This window comes from Mesorhizobium carmichaelinearum, from assembly GCF_900199455.1.
GTDB classification, from domain to species: Bacteria; Pseudomonadota; Alphaproteobacteria; order Rhizobiales; family Rhizobiaceae; genus Mesorhizobium; species Mesorhizobium carmichaelinearum.
Window position 1 is genome coordinate 19,331 of the sequence record NZ_FZQR01000023.1, and the last position, 22,845, is coordinate 42,175.

23 protein-coding genes are annotated in these 22,845 nt (G+C 63.6%); 11 read left to right on the forward strand and 12 right to left on the reverse strand.

The genetic code is table 11. The features are described 5' to 3' along the window. Positions 1 to 94: 94 nt before the first annotated feature. The gene (locus CKW40_RS32990) at positions 95 to 751 is read right to left on the reverse strand and encodes a glutathione S-transferase family protein (RefSeq protein ID WP_095203964.1); all 657 of its coding nucleotides are present in this window, start codon (positions 749 to 751) and stop codon (positions 95 to 97) included. A gap of 174 nt (positions 752 to 925) precedes the next feature. On the opposite strand from CKW40_RS32990, the gene CKW40_RS32995 reads away from it, so the two are divergent. Together CKW40_RS32995 and CKW40_RS33000 are read left to right on the forward strand one after the other, a co-directional pair. Next, positions 926 to 1,234 (forward strand): hypothetical protein, encoded by a 309-nt coding sequence (locus CKW40_RS32995; RefSeq protein WP_095203923.1) that lies wholly within the window; start codon positions 926 to 928, stop codon positions 1,232 to 1,234. 101 nt (positions 1,235 to 1,335) lie between these two features. After that, complete coding sequence (locus CKW40_RS33000) at positions 1,336 to 1,707, forward strand: endonuclease domain-containing protein (RefSeq protein ID WP_095203965.1); 372 nt, start codon at positions 1,336 to 1,338, stop codon at positions 1,705 to 1,707. Between the two features lie 85 nt (positions 1,708 to 1,792). Here CKW40_RS33000 and CKW40_RS33005 read toward each other — a convergent pair whose 3' ends face one another. The 3 genes from CKW40_RS33005 to CKW40_RS33015 all read right to left on the reverse strand — a co-directional run bounded on the left by CKW40_RS33005 (position 1,793) and on the right by CKW40_RS33015 (position 4,638). Then, positions 1,793 to 2,623: an aldo/keto reductase gene (locus CKW40_RS33005; RefSeq protein ID WP_095203924.1), complete on the reverse strand. Its 831-nt coding sequence runs from the start codon at positions 2,621 to 2,623 to the stop codon at positions 1,793 to 1,795. Between the two features lie 128 nt (positions 2,624 to 2,751). After that, complete coding sequence (locus CKW40_RS33010; RefSeq protein WP_095203966.1) at positions 2,752 to 3,384, reverse strand: Vgb family protein; 633 nt, start codon at positions 3,382 to 3,384, stop codon at positions 2,752 to 2,754. A gap of 33 nt (positions 3,385 to 3,417) precedes the next feature. Next, positions 3,418 to 4,638, reverse strand: coding sequence for an ATP-binding protein (locus CKW40_RS33015; protein ID WP_095203925.1), 1,221 nt, complete (start codon positions 4,636 to 4,638; stop codon positions 3,418 to 3,420). A gap of 373 nt (positions 4,639 to 5,011) precedes the next feature. Here CKW40_RS33015 and CKW40_RS33020 point away from each other — a divergent pair, with 373 nt between their 5' ends. The 4 genes from CKW40_RS33020 to CKW40_RS33035 all read left to right on the forward strand — a co-directional run bounded on the left by CKW40_RS33020 (position 5,012) and on the right by CKW40_RS33035 (position 7,647). Then, the gene (locus CKW40_RS33020; protein ID WP_095203926.1) at positions 5,012 to 5,761 is read left to right on the forward strand and encodes a DUF899 domain-containing protein; all 750 of its coding nucleotides are present in this window, start codon (positions 5,012 to 5,014) and stop codon (positions 5,759 to 5,761) included. A 182-nt stretch (positions 5,762 to 5,943) separates the two neighbouring features. Further along, positions 5,944 to 6,201, forward strand: coding sequence for a hypothetical protein (locus CKW40_RS33025; protein WP_095203927.1), 258 nt, complete (start codon positions 5,944 to 5,946; stop codon positions 6,199 to 6,201). Positions 6,202 to 6,246: 45 nt separating this feature from the next. Further along, a complete protein-coding gene (locus CKW40_RS33030; protein WP_095203928.1) occupies positions 6,247 to 7,251 on the forward strand; it encodes a zinc-dependent alcohol dehydrogenase family protein in 1,005 nt (334 codons plus the stop codon). Positions 7,252 to 7,374: 123 nt separating this feature from the next. Further along, positions 7,375 to 7,647, forward strand: a complete 273-nt coding sequence (locus tag CKW40_RS33035; RefSeq protein ID WP_019859410.1) for a hypothetical protein — start codon at positions 7,375 to 7,377, stop codon at positions 7,645 to 7,647. Between the two features lie 19 nt (positions 7,648 to 7,666). On the opposite strand, the gene CKW40_RS33040 is transcribed toward CKW40_RS33035, so the two are convergent. The 5 genes from CKW40_RS33040 to CKW40_RS33060 form a co-directional block, all read right to left on the reverse strand. Then, the gene (locus CKW40_RS33040; protein ID WP_095203929.1) at positions 7,667 to 8,665 is read right to left on the reverse strand and encodes a bestrophin family protein; all 999 of its coding nucleotides are present in this window, start codon (positions 8,663 to 8,665) and stop codon (positions 7,667 to 7,669) included. Between the two features lie 135 nt (positions 8,666 to 8,800). After that, positions 8,801 to 9,955: a substrate-binding domain-containing protein gene (locus CKW40_RS33045; RefSeq protein ID WP_095203930.1), complete on the reverse strand. Its 1,155-nt coding sequence runs from the start codon at positions 9,953 to 9,955 to the stop codon at positions 8,801 to 8,803. 78 nt (positions 9,956 to 10,033) lie between these two features. Then, positions 10,034 to 11,020, reverse strand: a complete 987-nt coding sequence (locus CKW40_RS33050; protein WP_095203931.1) for an ABC transporter permease — start codon at positions 11,018 to 11,020, stop codon at positions 10,034 to 10,036. Beyond that, positions 11,017 to 12,588: a sugar ABC transporter ATP-binding protein gene (locus CKW40_RS33055; protein ID WP_095203932.1), complete on the reverse strand. Its 1,572-nt coding sequence runs from the start codon at positions 12,586 to 12,588 to the stop codon at positions 11,017 to 11,019. The genes CKW40_RS33050 and CKW40_RS33055 overlap by 4 nt, the downstream gene beginning before the upstream one ends. A gap of 117 nt (positions 12,589 to 12,705) precedes the next feature. Next, the gene (locus tag CKW40_RS33060) at positions 12,706 to 13,449 is read right to left on the reverse strand and encodes a DeoR/GlpR family DNA-binding transcription regulator (RefSeq protein WP_095203933.1); all 744 of its coding nucleotides are present in this window, start codon (positions 13,447 to 13,449) and stop codon (positions 12,706 to 12,708) included. 379 nt (positions 13,450 to 13,828) lie between these two features. Between CKW40_RS33060 and CKW40_RS43260 the strand changes: the two genes are divergently transcribed. Together CKW40_RS43260 and CKW40_RS33070 are read left to right on the forward strand one after the other, a co-directional pair. Further along, positions 13,829 to 14,719 (forward strand): hypothetical protein, encoded by an 891-nt coding sequence (locus tag CKW40_RS43260; RefSeq protein WP_143748416.1) that lies wholly within the window; start codon positions 13,829 to 13,831, stop codon positions 14,717 to 14,719. Positions 14,720 to 14,729: 10 nt separating this feature from the next. Beyond that, a complete protein-coding gene (locus CKW40_RS33070) occupies positions 14,730 to 15,359 on the forward strand; it encodes a DUF2272 domain-containing protein (protein WP_095203935.1) in 630 nt (209 codons plus the stop codon). Positions 15,360 to 15,461: 102 nt separating this feature from the next. On the opposite strand, the gene CKW40_RS33075 is transcribed toward CKW40_RS33070, so the two are convergent. Beyond that, on the reverse strand, positions 15,462 to 16,076 hold the full coding sequence (locus CKW40_RS33075; protein WP_179298205.1) for a TetR/AcrR family transcriptional regulator: 615 nt from the start codon (positions 16,074 to 16,076) through the stop codon (positions 15,462 to 15,464). A 373-nt stretch (positions 16,077 to 16,449) separates the two neighbouring features. On the opposite strand from CKW40_RS33075, the gene CKW40_RS33085 reads away from it, so the two are divergent. From CKW40_RS33085 to CKW40_RS33095, 3 genes are read left to right on the forward strand one after another with little or no spacing between them, the layout of a single operon-like run. Next, on the forward strand, positions 16,450 to 16,923 hold the full coding sequence (locus tag CKW40_RS33085) for a (2Fe-2S)-binding protein (protein ID WP_095203937.1): 474 nt from the start codon (positions 16,450 to 16,452) through the stop codon (positions 16,921 to 16,923). Further along, positions 16,920 to 17,903: an FAD binding domain-containing protein gene (locus tag CKW40_RS33090; protein WP_095203938.1), complete on the forward strand. Its 984-nt coding sequence runs from the start codon at positions 16,920 to 16,922 to the stop codon at positions 17,901 to 17,903. Before CKW40_RS33085 ends, CKW40_RS33090 begins: the two co-directional genes overlap by 4 nt. Next, a complete protein-coding gene (locus CKW40_RS33095; protein WP_095203939.1) occupies positions 17,900 to 20,197 on the forward strand; it encodes a xanthine dehydrogenase family protein molybdopterin-binding subunit in 2,298 nt (765 codons plus the stop codon). Before CKW40_RS33090 ends, CKW40_RS33095 begins: the two co-directional genes overlap by 4 nt. 162 nt (positions 20,198 to 20,359) lie before the next feature. Here the strand turns inward: CKW40_RS33095 and CKW40_RS33100 are convergent, their stop codons facing one another. Beyond that, positions 20,360 to 21,295 (reverse strand): SH3 domain-containing protein, encoded by a 936-nt coding sequence (locus CKW40_RS33100; protein WP_095203940.1) that lies wholly within the window; start codon positions 21,293 to 21,295, stop codon positions 20,360 to 20,362. Positions 21,296 to 21,764: 469 nt separating this feature from the next. Continuing rightward, positions 21,765 to 22,775 (reverse strand): zinc-dependent alcohol dehydrogenase family protein, encoded by a 1,011-nt coding sequence (locus CKW40_RS33105; RefSeq protein ID WP_095203941.1) that lies wholly within the window; start codon positions 22,773 to 22,775, stop codon positions 21,765 to 21,767. Positions 22,776 to 22,845: the final 70 nt, after the last annotated feature.

Below are 22,845 nucleotides of genomic sequence, written 5' to 3' on the forward strand. Positions count from 1 at the left end.
TGCATCGCGCCCCAACGAGATGCACCCCAACGCCCAAATGGCGGCCGGCGTCTTCAAGTTTCCTTTGTGTATGCGCCGGTCGTCAGTTTTTCCCTTACATCACCGAGCTTCGGCGCCTTGGCACCGGCGGCAAGTGCGGCGCATCCAGCCCCTCGAAAGGGTCGCGCCAGGCGTCGATGGCTTCGAGCTGGCGATACCAGCTGATGAGCGCGGGATAGTCGCCGAGCGGCAGGCCGGCGACATCGTTGAAGGGCAGGAAGGTCGCCATGCGGAAATCGGCATAGGAGAGCGATGGTCCGGCCAGCCATTGCCGGTCTGCCAGCTCCGCCTCCAGGATCGCGGCCGCCTTGTGGAACTCGTTGAGCCCCTCCCCGACCTTTTGCTCATCGATCGGCCCGAGCCCATAGCGCTGTTTGGTGCCACGCTCGAAATGCACCATGTCGCAGGCCCGCACGAAATTCTCCTTGCCCCAGCTCAGCCAGCAGATCATGTCGGGCTCGTCCTCGCCGGTGCGCCAGAAATCGGAACGCGCCGCGCGTGACAGCCGGCAGGCAATGGCGTCCGCCTCCCACAGACTGCCGCCGGGCCATGCGAGGATGGGAATGGAGAGGTTGGGATTGAGCGGCCGGAACCGCTCCGCTTGTCCCGGCGCAAAGGGTGACGCGAATTCGAAAGTCACCTGCGCCTCGAGATGACGTGCCACCGCGACCGCCAGGCGCGGATTGGGATTGCGGCTGAAGTACAGTTTCATTTCACTCCCAGCCGGCATCGGCTCGACCTTGTCACGCATAAATGCCTCTCCTTGTCCTGGCGAACATCGCCAGACCTAGGACGGAGGTGGCCGATCTAATCCGACAAAGTGTGGGTTGACCACCATCGATGGCGAGGCGACACTTCATCTCGCACCAAGGCAGGAGGAATTGCGATGGACGAGCCCGAACGGTGGCGCCACATGTCGACGGCGCCCAAGGACGGCAGCCGGATCCTGGTCACGGTCCGTCCCTCCGAACAAGGGCCGGCGGAAGTCGACCTCGCCTACTGGGCGCGCGGCGACCAGTTCGCCGGCGAAGGCTGGCGCGCCTCGGATTCTTCGCCCGGCCGCGTCGTCGAATATGCCGAACCGGAGCTGAAATGCTGGATGCCCCTGCCCTCGGCCAATCTCAGCCGCGGCGGCTCGCTGCCCGCCCCTTGGGAAGGCGACGACGCGCAGCAGCTCGATGGGTCGGGGATTTAACGCTAACGGCGACGCTGCCAATCTCCCCCCTCGTGGGGGAGATGTCCGGCAGGACAGAGGGGGGCGCCGTAGAGCGCCGGCCTCAATCAAAGGAGGCAGCCATGCCTCATACTCCATTGCCTCCTAAGAGCCGAGCAAACGCACGGTCCATGCGCAAGGTCATGACCGACGCGGAGGTGAAGCTCTGGAACGCGCTTCGTCCCCACAGGCTGATGGGGCTGGGCTTTCGCAGGCAGTTTCCAATTGCTGGTTACATTTTGGATTTTGCCTGCCCGGAAAAGAAGCTCGTCGTAGAAGTCGATGGGTCGCAGCACGGCGACGCGGATCTTGCAGCCACCGACGCGTCAAGGACAAAGCGACTGGAACAGGATGGCTGGACCGTGCTGCGGTTCTGGAACGACGATATCATTCGCGACATCGACAATGTCTGCCAGAATATCGTCATCGTGGCGGGTTTAGGCGGCACAGGCTGAGAGGTTGGCGGGACAGCGCCCCCCTCTGCCCTGCCGGGCATCTCCCCCACTTGGGGGGAGATCGGCAGCGTCATCGCCGGCTCCTTCAAAACAAAAACGCAGCCGTGGCCGGGTTCGGACCGTCGCGTCCATCCGCCGAATCCATGCCCGCGATCGTCTCCAGGTCCTGCGCGTCCAGCTCAAAGTCGAAGACATCGAAATTGGCCGCGATGCGATCTTGGCGGACCGACTTCGGGATGACGATCAGCCCTTGCTGCAGGTGCCAGCGGATGATCGTCTGCGCCGCCGACTTGCCGTGCTTCCCGGCAATGCCGGCGATCGTCGGATCGCTCAGCAGCCGGCCGCTGCCCAGCGGGCTCCAGCTTTCGGTGTGGATGTTATGCGCGGCATGAAATTCCCTGAGCGCGCGCTGCTGGAAACGCGGATGCAGTTCGATCTGGTTGGCCACCGGGACCACGCCGGTCTCGCCGATGATGCGTTCCAGATGGTCCCTGTTGAAATTCGACACGCCGATCGACTTGATGCGGCCGGCCTGCTTCAGCTCGATGAGGGTCTTCCAGGCCTCGACATATTTGTCGCGGCTGGGCACCGGCCAGTGGATCAGGAACAGGTCGATCTGCTCGACGCCGAGTTTTTCCATCGTGTCGTCGAAAGCGCGCAGCGCCGCATCGCGCTGGTGGGCGCCGTTGCGCAGTTTCGAGGTGATGAACAGCTCGTTTCTCGGCACATCGGCGGCGCGGATAGCCTCGCCGACGCCCTCCTCGTTCTGATAACCCTCGGCCGTGTCGATCAGCCGGTAGCCGGCCTTGATCGCCCAGCCCACCACATCGGCGGTGATGCCGTGATCGACCTGCCACACGCCAAGGCCAAGCTGGGGAATGGTGGCGCCGTCGTTCAGCGTGATCTGTGCGGGCATGATCGGGTCCTTTGCGAAGAGATGTCCGGGCGGTCGCCCAACGCAGCCTATCTAGGCACGCGCCGGGACGACGGCCAGTCGCCGGCGGACAAATTCGCAGACCTGACGTCTCCGTCAGGGGAACCGGCTCATTTCGGCCGGCGCACCGCGCGCACCACCGGAGTGGATGTGCTGCCGCAGTAGAGGCGGTCACCGCCGTCGGATTCCAGTCCCGAGACGGTCATGCCGGCCGGCATGTCGAGCCGCTCCAGGAGCTTGCCGGTCTTGGGGTCGACACGACGCAGATCGCTCTCGTCGCCTTCCCAGGTGCCGTGCCACAGCTCGCCATCCACCCAGGTCACGCCGGTGACGAAACGGCTGGATTCGATGCTGCGCAGGATTTTCCCGGTCTCGGGGTCGATCTGGTGGATCTTGCGCTCGCGGTACTGCCCAACCCACAGCGTGCCTTCGGCCCAGGTCAGCCCGGAGTCGCGGCCGCCGCCGGGCGCCGGAATGGTGGAGAGCACCGCGCCGGTATCGGGGTCGATCTTCTGGATGCGATCATCGGCGAGCTGGTAGAAATACCGGCCATCAAAGGCGGTGCCGGCATGCGCCGCGACATCGATCGAACGCAGTGGCTGTCCGCTTTGCGGATCGAAGGCATTCAGTCTGTCGCCTGAGGCAAACCAGACGTTCTCGCCGTCAAAGCTCACCCCATGTATCCGCTCCACACCGGGAAAAGGTCCGTATTCGCGCAGGATTTCGGCCGGTGAATGTTTCATGTCTTGATCCTCGATTGTGGTCATCCACCCTTCCTAACTACTTGGCAGCGGCGCCGGGAGTAACAAGGTGGTCGTGAATCCGGCCACCGGCGGCGTCATCCAGCGGCGCGCCCTTCCATGGCCGAAAGACTGCACCTTACCGGCTTCGGCGAGCGGCTCGAGCGCCCGCTGCACGCTGCGCTGGCCGGTTGCGAGCGCCAGCGCCAGGGCCGAACTCGACCAGGCTTCGCCGTCGGCCAGCAAGGCCAGCACCGCCGCGTGGCGTTCCTCGATCGGCCGTGCCAGCACCATCACCGCGCGCGCATGCCTTGACGCCAGCGTAAAACCGCGCTTGGTGGCGCTGATGTCGGCTAGCGCGGCAAGCTCGGCGCGCAGCCGGCCGATCTCGACGCGCAGGCGAGCGCGGTGCGATTCATCGGCATGCTTGCCGCCAAAGGCCCGCGCCACGAGCGCCTCGCGCGACACATCGCCGGGCCAGGCTTCGGCGAGTGCCCGCGCCAGCGCGAACAGCACTGGCCGGCTCGCCAGCGAGACCGTCCTGTCCCCGGCGCGCACGGCGTAGCGAAAGGCGTCGACGACCAGCGCCGGCGATGCCTGCAGCGCCTCGACCTCTTCGAGCAGCAGCGGCCGCTCCGTGCCTTGCGTGATCAGCCGCGCCGCCGGCGTTTCCAGCGCCAGCGATGCGGTGGCGACCTCCGCCATCAGGCCGGGAATGCCGGCCTGGCGGGCGGCGTTGCGTGCCCATTCCAGCGCCGCGCGCGCCGGCCGGGTCCGCAGACGCCGCATGGCGATGCCGGCGACGGCGAGTTCATGTGCGGCCCGCGCGGCCGGCGGCAGCGGCGTCGGGTCGAGGCCGGCCAGCACATGCTCGGCCTCGTCGAGTCGGCCGATCAACAGCAGGCGCCGCACCTTGAGGTGGCCGGCATGCGCCGCGTTCAGCCGGTCGCCATGCTTTTCCAGCGTGGTGCGCGCCGCGTCGAGCGCCTTGGCCGGCCAGCCGAGATCACGCGAGACCAGCGCGATCTCGGCCTCGGCGACGACGCATCTGGCGCGCGCGACAGCCTCTTTCGGGCTGAACGCGCGGGCCGCGCGCCGCAAGAGCAGCTTGGCGCGGTCGAAATCGCCGAGCTGCGCCATGGCGATGCCGCGCAACGCCAGCGCCGGCGCATCCTCGCGCAAGGCGACACGGTCGAGCGCGCCGAGCGGATCGCCCGCCGCCAGCGCCAGCGCTGCCGCGGTGATCAGCGAGTCCATTCAAATCCCGTCACACTTGTAACTCCCACCCCCGCATCGCCCTAACTTAAATCACCACTGCCGGCCAGCAAGCCGCATCGAGCCAAGGGAGACCTAGCCATGTGGCTGAGGGCACCACCGCCACGATTGACGCCAATTCCGGCACTCGCTAGCCTGAGCATCTCAGGTATTCGTATTAAGCATCTCATTAGAGGTAGTTGAAAATGCCTGCAACCGACAATCTCGAACACAACGCACGGCCCCGCCACCCCTGTTGCGCCGGGCCGGAGGATTCAAATCCCGTCGCAGATGTAACTCACCCCACCCCGCTTCACCGCTCTAGCCTGGATCCCCAGGTAGTCCGCGACGGCACCACTGGCAAAGGAGAAGACCAATGACCAAGCACATGACGATGCAGACCCCACCGATCGTTTCGCGGCAGGAATGGGACGCCGCGCGCGAAAAGATGCTGGTGAAGGAGAAGGCGACGCTGCGCGCCAAGGACGCGCTGGCCGCCGAACGCCGGCGCATGCCGTGGATGGAAGTGGACAAGGCCTATGTGTTCGAAGGCCCCAACGGCAAGGCAAGCCTGCTCGACCTGTTCGAAGGCCGCCGCCAGCTGATCGTCTACCGCGCCTTCTTCGAACCGGGCGTCTATGGCTGGCCCGATCATGCCTGCCGCGGCTGCTCGCTCGGCGCCGACCAGGTCGGCCACCTCGCCCATCTCAACGCCCGCAACACCACGCTCGCCTACGCCTCGCGCGCACCGCAGGCCGATATTGTCAGACTGAAGGCGCGGATGGGCTGGGAGATACCGTGGTACACAATCACCGACAGCTTCGACAAGGATTTCGGCGTCGACGAATGGCACGGCCACAACGTCTTCATCCATGACGGCGACCGCGTCTTCCGCACCTATTTCATCAACAGCCGCGGCGACGAGGCGATGGGCACGGTCTGGAGCTATCTCGACGCCACCCCGCTCGGCCGTCAGGAAATCTGGGAGGACTCGCCCGAAGGCTACCCCCAGACCCCGCTCTACAGCTGGTGGAACTGGCACGACAATTACGAAGCCGGAGCCGACAAGAAATGGGCCGAAGTGTCCGCCGCCGGCGAAGCCGCGTTCAGGGATAAGGCCGAGTGAGCTTGAGTTCCTCGCCCCCGCCAAAGGCGGGGGGAGAGGTGTCCGCGAAGCGGACGGAGAGGGGGCCTTCGTAGGGCGCAGCCCCCTCTCCGTCTCGGCTTCGCCGAGCCACCTCTCCCCCACTTTCGTGGGGGCGAGGAACGCAGATCCTGAAGGGCCGCAACCATCAAGGGATTAAGATCATGAGCGACACCCACATAAGCACCGGCAGCGCGACCCCTGAAAACACCATCACCCTTGGCATGGCTGACTGGCTGTGCCTCGCCGCGGCACCGACCTTCGCCGTGATGGCGCTGCTCTCCTGCATGCAGGGCAGTGATGCGGCTATGCTGTGCATGGGCGGCTCGCCGCTGACTGGCATGGCCGCCATGTATCTCTTGATGAGCGCCTTCCACCTGGCACCCTGGCTGCGGGTGATTTCCGGACGCCAGATCCGATAGGCCCAGCCCCCGTATCAAAACACCCCCACATGTCGGAGACAGACAATGAAGCTCGTCAGGCTGAGAGCGCCGGGTGGCTTGGACAGGCTCGACCTGGTCGAGGAAGATCCGCCCCAGCCAGGGCCTGGCGACGTGATGGTCAGGATCCGCGCCTGCTCGCTGAACATGCGCGACGATTTCGCGGTGCAGGGCAAGACGCCGCTGGCCGATGGCCGCGTGCCGCTGTCCGACGGCGCGGGTGAAGTGATCGCCGTCGGCAGCGGCGTCGATGCGCTCAAGCCCGGCGACAGCGTCGTCAGTGTCTTCTATCCCTGGTGGCTGGACGGCGACATGACGCCCGCCACCAGGCGCGATGTGCCGGGCGACAGTTTTGACGGCGTGGCCAGCGAATATGTGTGCATGCCGGCACAGGCCTTCACCAAAGCTCCGGCGGGCTATACGCATGCCGAAGCGGCAACGCTGACCTGCACCGGCGTCACCGCCTGGCGAGGCCTGGTCGTGTGCGGCAAGGTGAAGCCCGGCGACACGGTGCTGGTGCTCGGCACAGGTAGCGTGTCGCTGTTTGCGCTGCAATTCGCCAAGGCCGCCGGCGCCAGGGTCATCGCCACCTCATCCGACGAGGAAAAACTAGAGCGGCTAAGCCGCCTCGGCGCCGACGCCGTCATCAACTACAAGGCGGTGCCGGATTGGGGCCGCAAGGCCAGGGAGCTGACCTGCGGACGCGGCGTCGACCACGTGATCGAGGTCGGCGGCCCCGCCACGCTGGCACAGTCGATAGCCGCCTGCCGCACAGGCGGTCACATCGCCCTGATCGGCGTGCTGACCGGCTTTGTCGCCGATGTCTCGATCCCGGCCGTGTTCTCGAACCAGATCCGCATCAGCGGCATTTCCATCGGCAGCCGGGCGGACCAGCAGGACATGATCCGCGCGATCGAGGTCAATCGCTTGAAGCCCATCATTGATCGCCGTTTCCCGCTGCGCGACATCGCCGCCGCCTTCACGCACTACGGAGCCCAGAAGCATTTCGGCAAGGTTTGCCTGGAGCTCTAGGAGGATCCATCAGCAACAGCTAATTGACAGGCCGACGGAAACGGCGCTCATTGGCCCCCTAAAGGTGGATCGCAGCAACAGGCGGGCGATTTCGGCCGCCGGCGTCACCTTGGGGAGGATGCCATGCCGACAGTCATCGGTCATCACAACATCTCGAAAGACAGCAAGCACTGGCTGAGTTCACCCAAGCGCAAGGAGCTTTTCGGCTCGCTGGGGATCACCAACATCCGCACCTTCGTCGATCCGCAGAACCCGAAACGGGTGGCCGTGATGATGGACGTTCCTGATATGGATAAGATGGCCGCGCTGATGCAGAGCAAGGCGGCCGCCGACGCGATGGCGCATGATGGCGTGGTGCCGGAATCGCTGGTGATCCTGGTCGAGGCGAAGGCGTAGCCGCGCCAGATCAGGCACTTCAGGTCGCGATATCGTTCACCGGCAGCAACGGCTTGGGCAGGTCGGTCTCGCCAAGTCCGGCGCGCAATTCGATCTCGATCTCACGGCAGATCTGCGAGATCGGAACGTCGTTGGCGTTGCCCTCGAACGGGTTGGCGCTGCTCTCGCCGACCTGGTCGAGCGACATGTAGGCCCAGCCCAGCAGCGTGCTGAACGGGATCGTCAGCCAGATGCTGATCGTGCCGAGCACGCCGCCAAGCTTGCCCATTTCCGCGAACACCGGGACGACGCCGAACGGCAACAGCGTGCAGAAGATCATCACGAACATGGAGCTGACGATGGCGTATTGGCGCGGATAGGGGTTGTTCTTGATGCGGTCGCAGCGCGCCTGCTGATCGTGGAAGTCGCGGATCAGCTTCGTCAGTTCGACATAGATCTGAGGAGGAATTTTGGCGTCCTTGAACAGCGCGTTGACCTGGACCGATTGCATTTCGAGCAGCGCCAACGCCGGCTGCGGCGATTTCAGCACCGCCTCTGCCTGCTCCGCCAGCAGTGGCCGCAATTCGTCGGCGAGCGAGCCCTTATCCTCCTGGATGCGGTAGCGCCGCCGATACTCGACATTGGCGGCCTTGCCCATGGATTCCCAGGGCATCGGCCGCCGCAGCGAAAAGCGCAGCGCCGTCATCCAGGCGATATGGCGGTAGATGAGTTGCTTCGCCGTCGGCGCGTCGAGAAAATCCCTGCAGAAATTCGACCACACCCGGCTGCTGGCGGTGATTTGCGTAAACGCCTGCAGCGCCTCGCCGCTGCGGGTGAACACCTGCGAATTCTTGAAGCCGGCGACCAGCGACACGGTGGTGCCGAGCACCAGCACGACCGACCATGGCACCGAAAAGCCGGCGATACCGGGAAGACGGTATGCCGCGACGGCCAGTCCGCTCACCACCACCATGTAGATGACGCTGCGCCGCGACCACAGCGCAAAATCAGTCACCTTGTAGGAACGGCCCACATACATCGCATCCCCTCGAAAACATGGATAACAGGCAAATCAAGCTATTTGTGCTATGACGCCTAGCATGCCGCGCGCCTGGGATGAATGCCGTTCCCGGTACAGTGGGCGCGGGATCTCTCCCGCGCCCATGCCGCTATCTCAATTGCACTTCGGCTTGGCGCTGTTGCAGGCGTCGACCAGTTCGGCCGGCGGGTCCTTGTGGAAAACCGTCTTGAAGGATTCCAGCACGTTGGACTGCACCACCGGCAGCGACTGCACGCCGACCCAGGCGGGCGTGGGCTGCCCGATCAGCGCCTTCATCATGGCCAGCGCCTCGGCGACGCCCTGGTCATAGGGGCGCTGCGAACCGGTTGCCTTGAGCGGGCCGCCCTTGGCGATCTCGATCGCCGACTGCAGGCCGAGATCGACCGTGGTGATCGGAATGTCGATGCCTTGCGCACGCATCGACGACAGCGTGTCGAGCGCCGGCTGGTCCCAGACCGCGTACAGGCCCTTCACATCGGGATTGCCGGTGAGGAAGTCGCCGGCGATCTGCGAGACCTTCGAGGGATCGGTGAAATCGACCTGCTTCATAACGATGTCGGGCCGGTTCTTCTTCATCCAGTCGCTGACACCCTTGGTACGCTCATTGGTGCTGAAATAGTCGACACCGAAATTCACCAGGCCGATCGTGCCGCCCTTGGGCATGCAGGACGCCAGGATCGTCGCCGCGATCTGGCCGTTGCCCTGGCTGTCGGCCGAGATCATCGAGGCAAAATCCTTTGGCGATGAGAGGCCGACCGGGATTGAGTCCATGAACACCAGCTTGATGCCGGCCTCGCCCACCTTCTTGTAGGTCGGCGCCGTCGCGGTGAAATCGACCGGGATGGAAATGATGCCGTCCGGGTGCTGCTGGATGGTGTTCTCGATATCGGCGATCTGCTTGTCGACCTGATATTCGGCCGAGGCCACGCCGGTGACGGTGACGCCATATTTGGCCAGCGTTTCGCTGATGCCTGCCACCTGCAGCTGCGACCAGTCGAGGTTCACCGTCTGCATGGAAATGCCGACCTTGAACTTGCCGGCCTTGACCTTGGCGGCCTCGTCGTCGGTCAATTTCAGCTCATCGGGCGAGGCTGCCTTTTCGCCGTGCGGGCCCTGGCCGACAATGCCCTTGGGTCCGAGCGTCGCCAGGTCGACGCCGGTAACGCAGGTGTCGGGTGTTTGCGCCAAGCTCATGGATGTCGACAGCGCGAAGGCGCTGGCGGCGAGGCTCAATGTGCAGAAAAGCGAGTGAATTCCTACCGATTTCATGACTTCCTCCGTTGATCGTTGACGTTTGTTTTGCCGTTTGGAGCCGGCGGTTTTCTGCTGATATCCGCGATGCGCGCCTTACCTCCTCGTGAACGCGACCGCGGCGACGATGATTGCTCCCTTGATGACGAGTTGCAGCGACGAGCTGACGCCGAGCAGCACCAGTCCGTTGTTGAGCGTGCCGATGATCAGGCTGCCGAGCAGCGTGCCCAGCACGAAGCCACGGCCGCCGAACAGGCTGCAGCCGCCGAGGATCACCGAGGCGATGACATCGAGCTCCATGCCTTGCACCACGTCGGGCCGCGCCGCGTGCGAGCGCGCCGACAGGATCAGCGATGCCAGCCCGGCGAGCGTCCCGGTCAGCACGAAAGCCAGCGTCGTGACCTGCTTGATATGGACGCCGGAATAGAGCGCCGCCGTCGGGTTGCCGCCCGCTGCATAAACGCGCCGCCCATAGACGCTGTAGTGCAGCAGCAATATGCCGGCGATGGTGACGCCCAGCGTCCACAGGATCGGCGCCGGGATGCCGAGCACCGAGCCCTCGCCGAAGATCGCGAAATAATATTCGTTGGTGATGATCACCGGCTTGGTGTTGGTGACCATCAGCGCCAGGCCGCGCGCGCCGCTCAGCGTGCCGAGCGTCACCAGGAAGGACGGGATTTCGAGGCGCGTGGTCAAGACGCCGTTGATGAGCCCGATCAGCGCCCCGGTGCCCAGTCCCGCCACAGCGCCGACGACCCAGTTGTTGGCGACGAACGCCATGGCCAGCGACGCGCTCATGCCGGACAGCGCCAGCGTCGAGGCGACGGACAGGTCGATCTGCCTGGAGATGATGACGAATGTCATGCCGACGGCAATGATCGAGACCAGCGTCGTCTGGCGGCCGATGTTGAGAAAATTGTCGATCGACAGGAACCAGGGCGATGCCAGGCTGAAGACGATCAGCATGATGGCGAAGGCGACGTAGAGCATGTAGGGGCGCTCGCCTTGCAGCAGATGCCGCAACGCCGAGCGGCCGCCCGGTTGATTGACGGCAGCTTTTGCCGGGCTTTGGGTTTCGGTCATGCCGCGTGCTCTTCCGATGGCTGCGAAAGTTGAATGAGGTGATGAAGATCCTCGGCGCTGCCGAAGTCCGGCCGCGCAATCGTTCTGGTGACGCGGCCATCGACGACGATCGAGATGCGGTCGCAGAGCTGCAGCAGTTCGGACAGATCCGAAGACACCAGCAGCACACCGCTGCCGGCCGCTGCTGCGGCACGGATGACGCCGTAAATCTCCTCGCGCGCGCCGACATCGACTCCGACCGTCGGCTCGTCGAGCAGCAGCACGCGCGGCCGCGGCTCGTTCCATTTGCCGAACACCACCTTCTGCTGGTTGCCGCCCGACAGGTTCTTCACAAGGGTCGACGCGCTTGGCGCCTTGACGGCCAGCCTGCGCATCGCCGCATTGGCGTGTTCGCTCGCCGGACCGCGCTGCAGCCAGCCGAGGCGCGAGAAAGTCGGCAAGCGCGGCAGGGTCAAATTGCGCTCGATCGAATGTTCGAGGACCAGGCCCTGGACGTGCCGGTCCTCCGGCACCAGGGCGATGCCCAGCCCGATCGCCGCCGCCGGATCGATGTCTTTCAACGAGACGCCGTCGAGGCTGGCCTCGCCCGACTGAATGGACCGCAGCCCAAAAATGGTCTGCAGGATTTCGGTACGCCCGCTGCCGATCAGCCCGGCGAGGCCGTGGATCTCGCCGCCGCGCAATTCGAGATTGACACCGTCGAGCCGGTCATTGCTGATATCAGTCAATTCGAGCACGGGCTTCTCAGACGGACCAGTGGAAGCGGATGACGATGTGCTTTGCCCGGCGCCGTCCGTCTTCAGCACAGCGTGATCCGGCCCGACGATGGCGCCGACCAATTGCCGCATATTGGTTTGCGCCGTGACGAATGTTCCGGCGTTCTGGCCGTCGCGGAACACGGTGACCCGGTTCGAGATGCGGAAGACCTCGTTGAGGCGGTGGGTGACATAGATCACCCCGACGCCCCGCGCCGCGACTGCCCGGATCGCCTCGAACAGGATCTTTTCTTCATCGTCGGTCAGCGCCGAGGTCGGCTCGTCCAAAATGAGCAGGCGGACATCGCCCATCAGCGCCTTGGCGATCTCGGTCATCTGGCGATAGGCGAAAGGCAGCGACCCGACCATGGCGCGGGCATCGAGCGGGATGTTCTGCGATTTGAGGAAGGCTTCGGCCTGCGCCACCAGCTGGCCCTTCTTGAGGAAGCCAAGCCGCGTCTTCGGCTCTCGTCCCAAAAGCAGATTGTCGGCGACCGAAAGCGATTCGACCAGGCTCAGATCCTGGTAGACGACCGCCACGCCGGCATCGCGCGACTGGGCGGGCGAAGAAAACGAGACCGGCTTGCCGTCGATTTCGATCGAGCCGCCATCATGCACATGCACGCCGCTCAGGATCTTGATCAGCGTCGATTTGCCGGCGCCGTTCTCACCGAGCAGCGCGTGCACTTCACCGGACAGGATTTCGAGGCTGACGCCGCGCAGCGCATTGACGCCACCGAACCGCTTCCTGACGCCCTCGACGCGTAGCAACGGGGCTTCGGATAGTGGCGCAATCGAACCCGGTTCGATCATGACGCCCGCACTTCCTCCCTTTGACGTCCCCTACCCCAGACTGTCGCGAGTCTCTTTTGAGACTTCTCTTACTTTTTTTGTGACTTTTCCATCACGTTGGGGAAATGTCAAACGGAGTCAGGCCTGCGGCTGGAATGAATCAGCGCCAACCTCGCCGTGCTCGGTGATGACGGCGTCAAAGCCGTCCATAGCTGAGAAGAAGGCGCGCTTGAGCTTGCCGATCTTGCTGGAGTCGATGACCAGATAATTTTCCCGCGCCAGGCCCATCACCTTCTGCTTCACCACCGCCTCGTGGAAATGTTCGCAAGTGGCGCCGCGCTTGGCATCGACGCCGGCGGCCGACAGGAAGGCGGCGTTGATACCGACGCTGTTCAAGATCTCGAAATCATGCGTACCCGAGAAAGACGCCGAGGCCGGATGATAGACGCCGCCCAGCATGATGATCGTGACATTGGCCTTGCGGCTCAGGCGCTCCGCGACGTTCATGGCATAACATATTGCCGTTATTTGATAATTGTCGGGAATAAGATCGACCAGATGGATCAGCGTCGTGCCGCAATCGATGAAGATCGTCTCGTCGGGCCGAATCTTGCGCACCGCATGCACGCAGGCTTCGCGCTTTGCCGCCGCATGGCTGTCGGCCGCTGTCGCCAGCTCGTAGGGAATATCGGCCTCGATCTCGGCCGCCGCCAATATGTGTCCGCCGAGATAGGCGATCTGCCCCTGGTTGTTGGCGATGTCGCGCCGTACCGTCATCTCGGAGACGCCGAGAAGCGCTGCCGCTTCGCTGAGATGGATAACCCGCCGCTGCGACAGCAGATCGATCAGCCGTGCCGTCCTTTGCGCCTTGCGAGCAGTCATGCGTGGGGCCTGTCGGTCACCTGAATTGTGAGGATTTTAACAACCGCTCGCATTCAGATGCAAGCGCGGTGTGTGAGCCGGCTTGGCATGACTCTCCAAATGACAGGCCATGCTCACCTTCGGACGGTTCGCGCACCGTCAAGCTTTGACGGATCCCCCGCATCAAACCACAGCCCTGCCTATCCAGTCGGCACAAGCAGTCGCGCTATCCCGAAGAAAAAATCTTGGAATCTCACAACTGCGTCTCAAACGGCAGCGCCCGCCGACTGCACTCAATTTACAAATCGCTGAAGATCACCACCGAATTTCTTGCAGAACGTAATCCAGTCTCTTATGATCAAATCAATATCGGTCTAAGACTAATCCGGGGGGATAGCTCGTGGCCATTCATTTTGATGTAGTGCGCGACGGAAAGCATTACTCCGCCAGACCGGATAACGCATCCGCTTTTGCAATCGGCTCAAAAGTCTCCTATCGGAACAAAAAGACAGGAGTCGAGCGATTTGGCCTTTCAAACGATGGCGGATTCTTCGGTTCGGACGAAGCACGGAAGCAACTTTACGTAGCCTCCGACTATCAGACCGTCTATCCGTTCTGGTGTGATTTCATCGAGCCAACGGCGATTTGCGAAGGGCAGAGCTTCATCTCTCTCAATACATATGATCGAGCGAGATTTACGTTCGGGTTCGGACAATTTGCGGCTCACGTTCCTGATGGTGATTTCATACGCTGGTTCCGAGATATGCTGCAACGTCCGGAGGTGGTGGACTATTTTCCCAATCTTGAGGTGCGCGGTGGACGCATCGTGAAGGTTGAGGATACCAAGATCATTCCCATGGAGGACGCGGGGTCTACAGAACCTCTGCAACTTTACTTCAATCCAACACTTGATGATGTCGAAGACGCCGAGGTTATAGCCGCGGCCAAGCTCATTCATTGGACTGGCAGCCATCCGGAAGCGCGGCTTCTGCAGGTTCAGCACATGATCAACACTGCGAGCAGGCTGGTGAAGGAAGCCGACAAAAGACTGGGACTCGACGGCAGAGGTGCCGACATCTGTTGCGTGGTGATGGATGTGAGGCACCAGGGCCGCGCAGGGTTTGATGAATTGCAGGCAGCGCTTCTCGCCAAGAAGCCGTTTGAAGCATTGCTCGAAGTCGGCGGACATGGGGAGCCTGAGCGCGTTAAGAACTTGAAAGCAGCCCTCGTGACTCGCCGGGCCGGACTTCAGCAGAAGAAATGGTCTCGCTCGGCCGGCAACTTTGTCTGAGGGGGCAAGAATGACATTCGTTGATGACCTGACAGCAGTGGCGCGGCGCGAATGGACGCGCTGGGGCGGACCGGTGGAAAAGATCGACGGAACCTTAATCGGGTTCACGGACCCCCGCATGGAAGCCAAGCATCCATTTTGGACCTATGTCGGGGAGTACTGGCAGTCGATCGGCATCGATCTCGACGGCAGGGATGCTCCAGCATGGTCGGGAGCGTTCATCTGTTACTGTTTCAAGCAAGCCGGCGCCAAGAAGCGGTTTCCATATCAAGACAATCATTCGATCTATGTGTCGAAAATCGACTCCGGAAAATTCGCTGGACTATCCCTTGAGGATCCGGCCGCAACGACGCTTGCGATTGGCGACCTGTTGTGGGCAAGCCGAAGCGGCGAAAGCTGCAGGACGCCACCATCCAATTTCGCTGACGCGAAGACGGAACTTAGGAAAATTCGCGAGAAAACCGCGGATAGCTTCTGCAGCCATTGCGATATTGTCGTTGCAATACGACCAGGTGAGGCTGATGTCATTGGCGGCAACGTCAAACAGGCCGTCACCCGAACAACCTACAAACTCGATTCGAATGGTAGGATCAGGGACGGCAGGCGAACCTTCGTGGGTGTGATCAAAGTTTCGCTTTGAACCCGTGAAGAGCGACCCGATCGATACTGACGACGATCGTCATTGGAACGCTCTCGGAGGCTTTAGCCATAAAGAGGCCGGCGACAGCCTGTCATCCACCGGCTATTTCCCCGCCCCGAACCGCAACCCATCCATCAACAGCTTGACCAGCCGCCGCGAGCGGTCGCGCCATTCCGGGGTGTCGGGCGCTGAATAGATGCCCGACAGCGCGTGCAGCACGTCGGAGGCGTCGACATCACCGCGGATGGTGCCGTCGGCTACCGCCGCCTCGACCAATTGCCGCAAGGCCTGCGACACCCTGCCCGACGTGTCGGAAAACAGCGTTGAATTGGTGGTGAGGAGGATGCGCAGGCTGGTCGCCAGGCCGCGTTTGGTGGCGATATAGTCGACGAAGCGCCGCATCCACTCTTCCAAGGCGACATCGGACGGATGCTTTGCCGCAAGCTCGCCGGCAGCAGAACACAGCGCCTCGACCTCGCGACGGTAGACCACCTCGACCAGATGCTCGCGCGTCGGGAAATGCCGGTAGAGCGTGCCGATGCCGACACCGGCGCGCCGCGCGATCTCCTCCAGCGAGGCATCGATGCCGCGCTCGGCAAACACCGTCGCTGCCACCTCGACCAGCCGGTCGCGGTTGCGCTGGGCATCCGCGCGCAGCGGTTTTTCCTCTGCGGCCTTCTGTTCAGCAATGACGGCTTCGGCCAATTTTTTCTCCACGGACGAAATATGGGGACTTGAACCCGGCCGGGCCAGCCCCCACGTAATAAACGGAGGCGCCTCCGTTTTAAGTGGAGTGCTTTCATCATATAGGCAGGGAACCCCGTATGTCACGCAATTCGAACCTGCAAGGTCACTGGAGGCTGGCGAAGGCCTCGAAGAGCGTTATCTCCCCCCTTGAGGGGGAGATGGCCGGCAGGCCAGAGGGGGTCGCCGCGCGTAGAGCGCTAACCTCCATCCGCCGCAGGAGGTCGCGCCCGGTCGAACCGACCCCCTCTGTCGCCTTCGGCGACATCTCCCCCTCGAGGGGGGAGATTGGCCTTCGCCTCGCCATTCCTTCCCCTCAGCGTCAAGCAACTGGAGCCAGACGCCCATGACAAAAATCCCCGTCCATCTCGATATCAACGGCCAGCATCACGAATTGCAGCTGGAGCCGCGCGTCACGCTGCTCGATGCCTTGCGCGAGCGGCTCGGCCTGACCGGCACCAAGAAGGGCTGCGACCATGGCCAGTGCGGTGCCTGCACCGTGCATGTCGACGGCGAGCGCGTGCTGGCTTGCCTGACGCTGGCGGCGCAAGCCGAAGGCCGCACCATCACCACCATTGAGGGACTTGCACGGGAGGGCGAACTGCATCCCGTGCAGGCTGCCTTCCTCGAACAGGACGCCTTCCAGTGCGGCTATTGCACGCCGGGCCAGATCATGTCGGCGGTGGCCTGCATCCGTGAGGGCCATGCCGGCTCCGACGAAGAAATCCGCGAATACATGGCCGGCAATCTCTGCCGCTGCGGCGCCTATCCGCACATTGTCGCCGCTGTCCGCCAGGCAGCCCTGGAGGTCGCATCATGAGGGATTTTTCATACCTACGCGCCGGCTCGGTCGACGCCGCACGCCAGGCAGCCGCCCTGCCCGGCGCCATGCTGCTTGCCGGCGGCACGACGCTGATCGACCTCGCCAAATGCGGCGTCGCCGAGCCCGACACGCTGGTCGACATCACCCATCTCAAGGGGCTCGACCGGATCGACGTGAACGAGCGCGGCGCCACCATCGGCGCGCTCGCCAAGATGGGCCATGTCGCCGACCATGCCGACATCAAGAGCCGCTTCCCCGCCATCTCCGAAGCACTGTGGCAGGCGGCTTCGGCGCAAATCCGCAACATGGCGACCATCGGCGGCAATCTGATGCAGCGCACGCGCTGCCCCTATTTCCGCGATCCCGCGAATTTTTCCGCCTGCAACAAGCGGGAACCCGGCTCTGGCTGTTCGGCGATCGGCGGTGTCACCAGGGGTCATGCCGTTCTCGGCACCAGCGAGGCCTGTATCGCCATGTATCCCGGCGACCTCGCCACCGCTTTGGTAGCCTTCGACGCGACAGTCCATCTCGGCGAACGTAGGCTTCTGGTGGATGACTTTTTCCTGCTGCCCGGCACCACGCCCGACAGGGAACACGCGATCAAGCCGGGTGAGATGATCACTGCCATCGAAATCCCCTCATCCGCCGCTGCCCGCCGCTCGACCTACCTGAAAATCCGCGACCGGCAATCTTATGAGTTTGCCGCGGCAAGTGCGGCCGTCGGCATCGAATTCGAGGCCGATGGCCGCACCATCCGCGACCTGCGCGTCGCGCTCGGCGGCGTCGCCACCAAACCGTGGCGTGCCCGCGCCGTCGAAGACGCGCTGAAGGGCAAGGTCCTGGAGCCGGAAACCATCCGTGCCGCCAGTCTGCTTGCCGTCGAAGGCGCCGTCGACCATGGCGCCAACCACTACAAGATCGAGCTCGCGCCGCGCGTTGTCGCGCGCGCCATCCTCAAATTGGGAGAGACGGCATGACCGTTCACAACATCAGACATGGTGACGCGTCAGACGGCGCACTGGCGGAGGCCGTCGGCGGCCGGCTGTCGCGCGTCGACGGCCCGGCCAAGATCACCGGTGCCGCCAAATACGCCGTCGAGCAACAGCTCGAAGGCCTCGCCTATGCCGTGCTGGTCGAGAGCACGATCGCATCCGGCAAGGTGCGCGCGATCGACACCGCGCAGGCCGAGGCGGCACCGGGCGTGCTCAAGGTGCTGACACCGGACACCATCATCAGCCTCAGAACCGCATCCGACTGGTTCGGCACGCCGCCACCGGACAAGCCCTATTGCCCGCTGGCGCGCGACATCACCTTCTCCGGCCAACACGTCGCCGCAGTTGTCGCCGAAACCTTCGAGCAGGCGGTCACTGCCGCGGCACTCGTCAAGGTCAGCTATGACGAGACGCCTGCAATCGTCGATCTCAGCGACGGCAAGGCCGGCGACGGCATTCCGATCGATGCCATGACCAAGGAGTGGGGCGATGCACCCGCCGCCTTCGCCGCCGCGCCGGTGCGCATCTGCGCCGCCTACAACACGCCGCGCGAATATCAGGCGCCGATGGAGCCGCATGGCCTGATCGCCCGCTGGGAAGGCGATCAGCTGACCGTCTGGGAGCCGAGCCAGTGGCTGGACGGCATGGCCCGCACCTATGCCGAATGGTTCGAAGTGCCGTTTGAGAATGTGCGGCTGGTCTCGCCCTATATCGGCGGCGGCTTCGGCTCCAAGGCGCTGGCGCTCAGCCATGGCGCGGTGGCCGCGAGTGCCGCCAAAATGCTGGGCCGGCCGGTGAAGCTGGTGATGACGCGACCGCAGACCTTTACCGGCTATGGCGGCCGCGCCGCGACCAGGCAGACGGTGACGATCGGCGCCGACCATGACGGCGTCATCCAGTCGATCGTGCATCGCGGCGTCAACGAAACATCCATCGACGGCATGTGGGTCGAGCCGCTGGGTTCGGTCACCTCGATCATGTATGCGACGCCGAATTTCTCCTCCAAGCAGAATGTCGTGCGCGTCAATTCCGTCGTGCCGGGCGCCATGCGCGCGCCGGGCGAAAACCCCTCAGCCTTCGGCATCGAAAGCGCGATCGACGAACTCGCCTACGAGGTCGGCATCGATCCGCTGGAGATCCGGCTCAGAAACTATGCCGAGCAGGACCCGCACGCGAAAAAAGCCTGGTCGACCAGACAGTTGCGCGAGGCTTTTGCCGCAGGCGCCGAGCGTTTCGGCTGGGCCAGGCGCTCGCCCAAACCGCGCTCGATGCGCGACGGCAACCAGCTGATCGGCTGGGGCGTCGCCGCCGGCACCTATCCGGTGCGGCGCGCCTATGGCGAGGCGATCGTGCGCATCCTGGCCGACGGCTCGGTCGAGGTCGAAAGCTCCTCGATCGACATGGGCCAGGGCACCTACACCATCCTGGCGCAGACCGCCGCCGAGACGGTCGGCGTGCCGGCCGACAACGTCGTGGTGAAACTGGGCGACTCCCGCTTCCCCCGCGCCGGCGTCACCGGCGGCTCGCGGCTGGCGGGCGTGATGACGGGTGCCGTCTACAAGGCGGCGACCTCGGCGCTCGACCAGCTGGTGGGCTTGGCGATCAGCGATCCGCGCTCGCCCTTCCATGCGCTGCAGGCGAACACTCTGGTCGTTGCCAATGGCCGCATCGGCTCGCCGCGCGGCGATGGCCCCGATGTCACGATCGCCGAACTGCTCAAGAGCGTCGGCCGCGACTGCATCGAGGCGACCGGCGACACCATGCCGGCCAATTCGACCGCCGAGGACCGCTACAAGAACTACACCACCATCGCCATGGCGCTGCCGCACACCGAGGGCGACTATTCCCGCCACTCCTGGTGCGCGCATTTTATCGAGGTGCGCGTCGACGAAGATTTCGGCACGGTGCGCGTGTCGCGTGTGGTGTCGGCGCTGGATTCCGGCCGGCTCTACAACCCGAAACTCGCCGAAAGCCAGTGGAAGGGCGGCATCATCATGGGCATCGGCCAGGCGCTGCTCGAGGAAGGCATCATGGACCGCCGCCACGGCCGCATCGTCAACAACAACCTCGCCGATTATCTCGTGCCGACCAATGCCGACATTCCCGACATCGATGTGATCTCGGTGGGCATCCCCGACCTGCACTCCTCGGTGCTCGGCGGCAAGGGCGTTGGCGAACTGGCGATCGTCGGTGTGGCACCCGCGATTGCCAACGCTGTGTTCCATGCGACAGGCAAGCGCGTACGGGATTTGCCGATCACGCTAGAGAAGCTGATCTAGGTTAGTACCGGCAATCGACGGAGCGGTCTCTCTGTCCGGCATCATCGCGGTGCCGGACCGCACTCAGCCTACAGGCAGGCCCTTGGGTTTGTCGGCTGGTGCGGCACCGTTCGCGACAGCCGGAGGGGACGGCGCGACATTATCGTTCACGACCGCCTCAAGCTACTGGCTGTCGAGGATCGACTTGATCGTCGTGTAGAAACTGCGCCGCAGAATCACGGACTGTCTGACCTTCGGATCGGGGCTGCTGATCGTTCCGCCATAGAGGCGCCTGATGATCTCATCGATATTCCTGGCATCGGCCAGGGCATTGAACGGCTTATAGTCTCTCCAGTACCAGGCGGTCGCCTGGATGTTCGTGCCTATGTCCTTGATGATCAAATCCGGATCGGCCACAAGGCGGTTGTCGCCGAAAACCGCGGTGCTGCACGAGGCATAGGTTCCCTCCCAGGTAAGCTGGTGCATACCGCGGCCGTAATAGCGCCCGTACGGCTTCCCTTGCCCCTTGCCATACTCCTCGAATGTCCTGAAATAGTCGGTCTCGATGACGGCCTGCGACAGGAAGGCGACCTCCCGCAGACGCGTATCGGCGTCGGCAAGCAGCATCGCCCGGTTGAGCGCGTCCGAAACGACATTCAGATCGAGCCGCGATTTGATCCGGATACCGCCACAACGGTCCATGATCGTCTGTAGAAGAACCTTGTCCAGCGTAATGAAGCCGCTTGACGGCGATGATGGTTGCGCCGGTTGCGAGGGGCTTCCATCCGCCTGCTCGGGTCGAAGATAGGACAGCAACACATGGCCGTCCGCGGCGCCGTCGCCGTTTTGGTCCACCTGTCCCCACATCCCTTCCCGCTTCAGAAGGTGGACGCGTGTCCCCAGCGCAAGATTGCCGATAACCGCAAACTCCGTGCCAGGACCCGCTCGCAGATTGAGACCGCCGCGCGCGATCGTCACATAGACATCGCCTGTCGCCGGCGCCGGGCTTGGCGGCGCCGCCGGCTCAGCCTCCATCGGGGCAGTTTCCCCGTCGCCGATCGTGCCATTGGCAGCGGGAGAGACATCGTCCGCTGTCACGTCATCCAAGATATTGGCCATTTTCCCACCCGCCGATCTGAATTCAGTCTATTCTCCGGAACTCCAAAGTAATTTCATTTGAAAGGTCGGTGCGTCCGTATCGGATCTTGCCGAAGGACCATCGAAATACAGCCGCGAACAACAAGCGGCAGTCCCGATTCAATCAGGCGTCGACGCTCTCGCGATCAGTCATGTCTGCCGGGTTTGGATTGGGTAAGCATCATCTGCGCAGCCAGCCAAGATCGCAGGCACTTGCAAAGTCATCAACGAACTATGTGATGACGCTCCCAATCGTTTTATTTTTGTTCTAGCCCGGCCGTCACGCTACTACTGAGCTCAAGTGGAATCGAGTCCCCTTTCCAGCCGTTCTGGTAATTTTTTCTTGAGAATCCTGCCTTGGAGATCCTGGAAGCCCATCTCCTCTGGTCTGGCGGCTATCTCCCCCCGCAAGGAGGGAGATAGCAGCTTCGACGGCTCGCCTTACCGCTCCCTACCACTCCAACCCGAACACCAGCTTGCCGAAGTGCAGGCCGCCGGCGGCCATGTGGGCGTAGGCTTCGGCCGCATCATCAGGTGAAAATACCTTGTCGACGACCGGTTCGATCCCGGCTGCACCGACGGCGCGGGCGGCGTCGCGAAGATCGGACACTGACCCGGTGTTGTTGCCAATCACCTTCAGCGCCTTGATGATGATCGGCAGCAGGTTGACCGTGGCCTCGGCGCCGGTGACGAAACCGATGGTGAACAATGTGCCCCCGGGTGCGGTGGCGTTGATGGCGCGGGCGAAGGTGGCGGTGCCGCCGGTTTCGACGACGAGGTCGGCGCCAAGCCCGCCGGTCAGTTCCAGCACCTTGCCGTCCCAGTCTGATGTCGCGCGGTAGTTGATGAGATGATCGGCGCCGAGCGCCTTCGCCCGCTCCAGCTTCTCGTCCGACGAAGAGGTGATGATGACGGTGGCGCCGGCTGCCTTGGCAAGCTGCAGGGTGAAGATCGAGACGCCGCCGGTGCCGAGCAGCACGACGACCGAGCCCGGCCCGACATTGGCGGCGCGGATGGCGTTCCATGCCGTGGTGCCGGCGATCGGCAGCGTCGATGCCGCCTCGAAGGAGAGATGCGCCGGGACCGGCACGACCGAATTGGCCGGCAACGCGACATATTCGGCCAGCGACCCAGGCAGCGAGACGCCGCGCATCTGCGTCATCTCGTAGGGCCGCGGCCGGCCGCCGATCCAGCGCGGCTTGGCATGGGCGACGACACGATCCCCCGTGCCGAAACCCGTAACGCCCTCGCCCAGCGCGACGATCTCGCCGGCGCCGTCGGCGACGGGGATCAGCGGAAAGCTCGGTCCGGGATAATTGCCGCTCGCCACCGCGACATCGACGAAATTGAGGCTTGCCGCACGCTGGCGGATCAGCACCTCGCCGCGCTGCGGTTCGGGTGTGGCGAGGGTGGCGGCGCGGAAGGCGTCGAGCCTGGGTTGGCTCAGTTCGATGGCTCTCATGGTTTCACTCCAGTGGGACGATTGATGGTTGAGTGAACCTATCTGCTGCGCTATTTCTGGATAATCATTC

Excerpts from the sequence above, each read along its gene's own strand:
- CKW40_RS32990 (WP_095203964.1), bottom strand. The coding sequence starts at position 751 with ATGAAACTGTACTTCAGCCGCAATCCCAATCCGCGCCTGGCGGTCGCG.
- CKW40_RS32995 (WP_095203923.1), top strand. The coding sequence starts at position 926 with ATGGACGAGCCCGAACGGTGGCGCCACATGTCGACGGCGCCCAAGGAC.
- CKW40_RS33000 (WP_095203965.1), top strand. The coding sequence starts at position 1,336 with ATGCCTCATACTCCATTGCCTCCTAAGAGCCGAGCAAACGCACGGTCC.
- CKW40_RS33005 (WP_095203924.1), bottom strand. The coding sequence starts at position 2,623 with ATGCCCGCACAGATCACGCTGAACGACGGCGCCACCATTCCCCAGCTT.
- CKW40_RS33010 (WP_095203966.1), bottom strand. The coding sequence starts at position 3,384 with ATGAAACATTCACCGGCCGAAATCCTGCGCGAATACGGACCTTTTCCC.
- CKW40_RS33015 (WP_095203925.1), bottom strand. The coding sequence starts at position 4,638 with ATGGACTCGCTGATCACCGCGGCAGCGCTGGCGCTGGCGGCGGGCGAT.
- CKW40_RS33020 (WP_095203926.1), top strand. The coding sequence starts at position 5,012 with ATGACCAAGCACATGACGATGCAGACCCCACCGATCGTTTCGCGGCAG.
- CKW40_RS33025 (WP_095203927.1), top strand. The coding sequence starts at position 5,944 with ATGAGCGACACCCACATAAGCACCGGCAGCGCGACCCCTGAAAACACC.
- CKW40_RS33030 (WP_095203928.1), top strand. The coding sequence starts at position 6,247 with ATGAAGCTCGTCAGGCTGAGAGCGCCGGGTGGCTTGGACAGGCTCGAC.
- CKW40_RS33035 (WP_019859410.1), top strand. The coding sequence starts at position 7,375 with ATGCCGACAGTCATCGGTCATCACAACATCTCGAAAGACAGCAAGCAC.
- CKW40_RS33040 (WP_095203929.1), bottom strand. The coding sequence starts at position 8,665 with ATGTATGTGGGCCGTTCCTACAAGGTGACTGATTTTGCGCTGTGGTCG.
- CKW40_RS33045 (WP_095203930.1), bottom strand. The coding sequence starts at position 9,955 with ATGAAATCGGTAGGAATTCACTCGCTTTTCTGCACATTGAGCCTCGCC.
- CKW40_RS33050 (WP_095203931.1), bottom strand. The coding sequence starts at position 11,020 with ATGACCGAAACCCAAAGCCCGGCAAAAGCTGCCGTCAATCAACCGGGC.
- CKW40_RS33055 (WP_095203932.1), bottom strand. The coding sequence starts at position 12,588 with ATGATCGAACCGGGTTCGATTGCGCCACTATCCGAAGCCCCGTTGCTA.
- CKW40_RS33060 (WP_095203933.1), bottom strand. The coding sequence starts at position 13,449 with ATGACTGCTCGCAAGGCGCAAAGGACGGCACGGCTGATCGATCTGCTG.
- CKW40_RS33070 (WP_095203935.1), top strand. The coding sequence starts at position 14,730 with ATGACATTCGTTGATGACCTGACAGCAGTGGCGCGGCGCGAATGGACG.
- CKW40_RS33085 (WP_095203937.1), top strand. The coding sequence starts at position 16,450 with ATGACAAAAATCCCCGTCCATCTCGATATCAACGGCCAGCATCACGAA.
- CKW40_RS33090 (WP_095203938.1), top strand. The coding sequence starts at position 16,920 with ATGAGGGATTTTTCATACCTACGCGCCGGCTCGGTCGACGCCGCACGC.
- CKW40_RS33095 (WP_095203939.1), top strand. The coding sequence starts at position 17,900 with ATGACCGTTCACAACATCAGACATGGTGACGCGTCAGACGGCGCACTG.
- CKW40_RS33100 (WP_095203940.1), bottom strand. The coding sequence starts at position 21,295 with ATGGCCAATATCTTGGATGACGTGACAGCGGACGATGTCTCTCCCGCT.
- CKW40_RS33105 (WP_095203941.1), bottom strand. The coding sequence starts at position 22,775 with ATGAGAGCCATCGAACTGAGCCAACCCAGGCTCGACGCCTTCCGCGCC.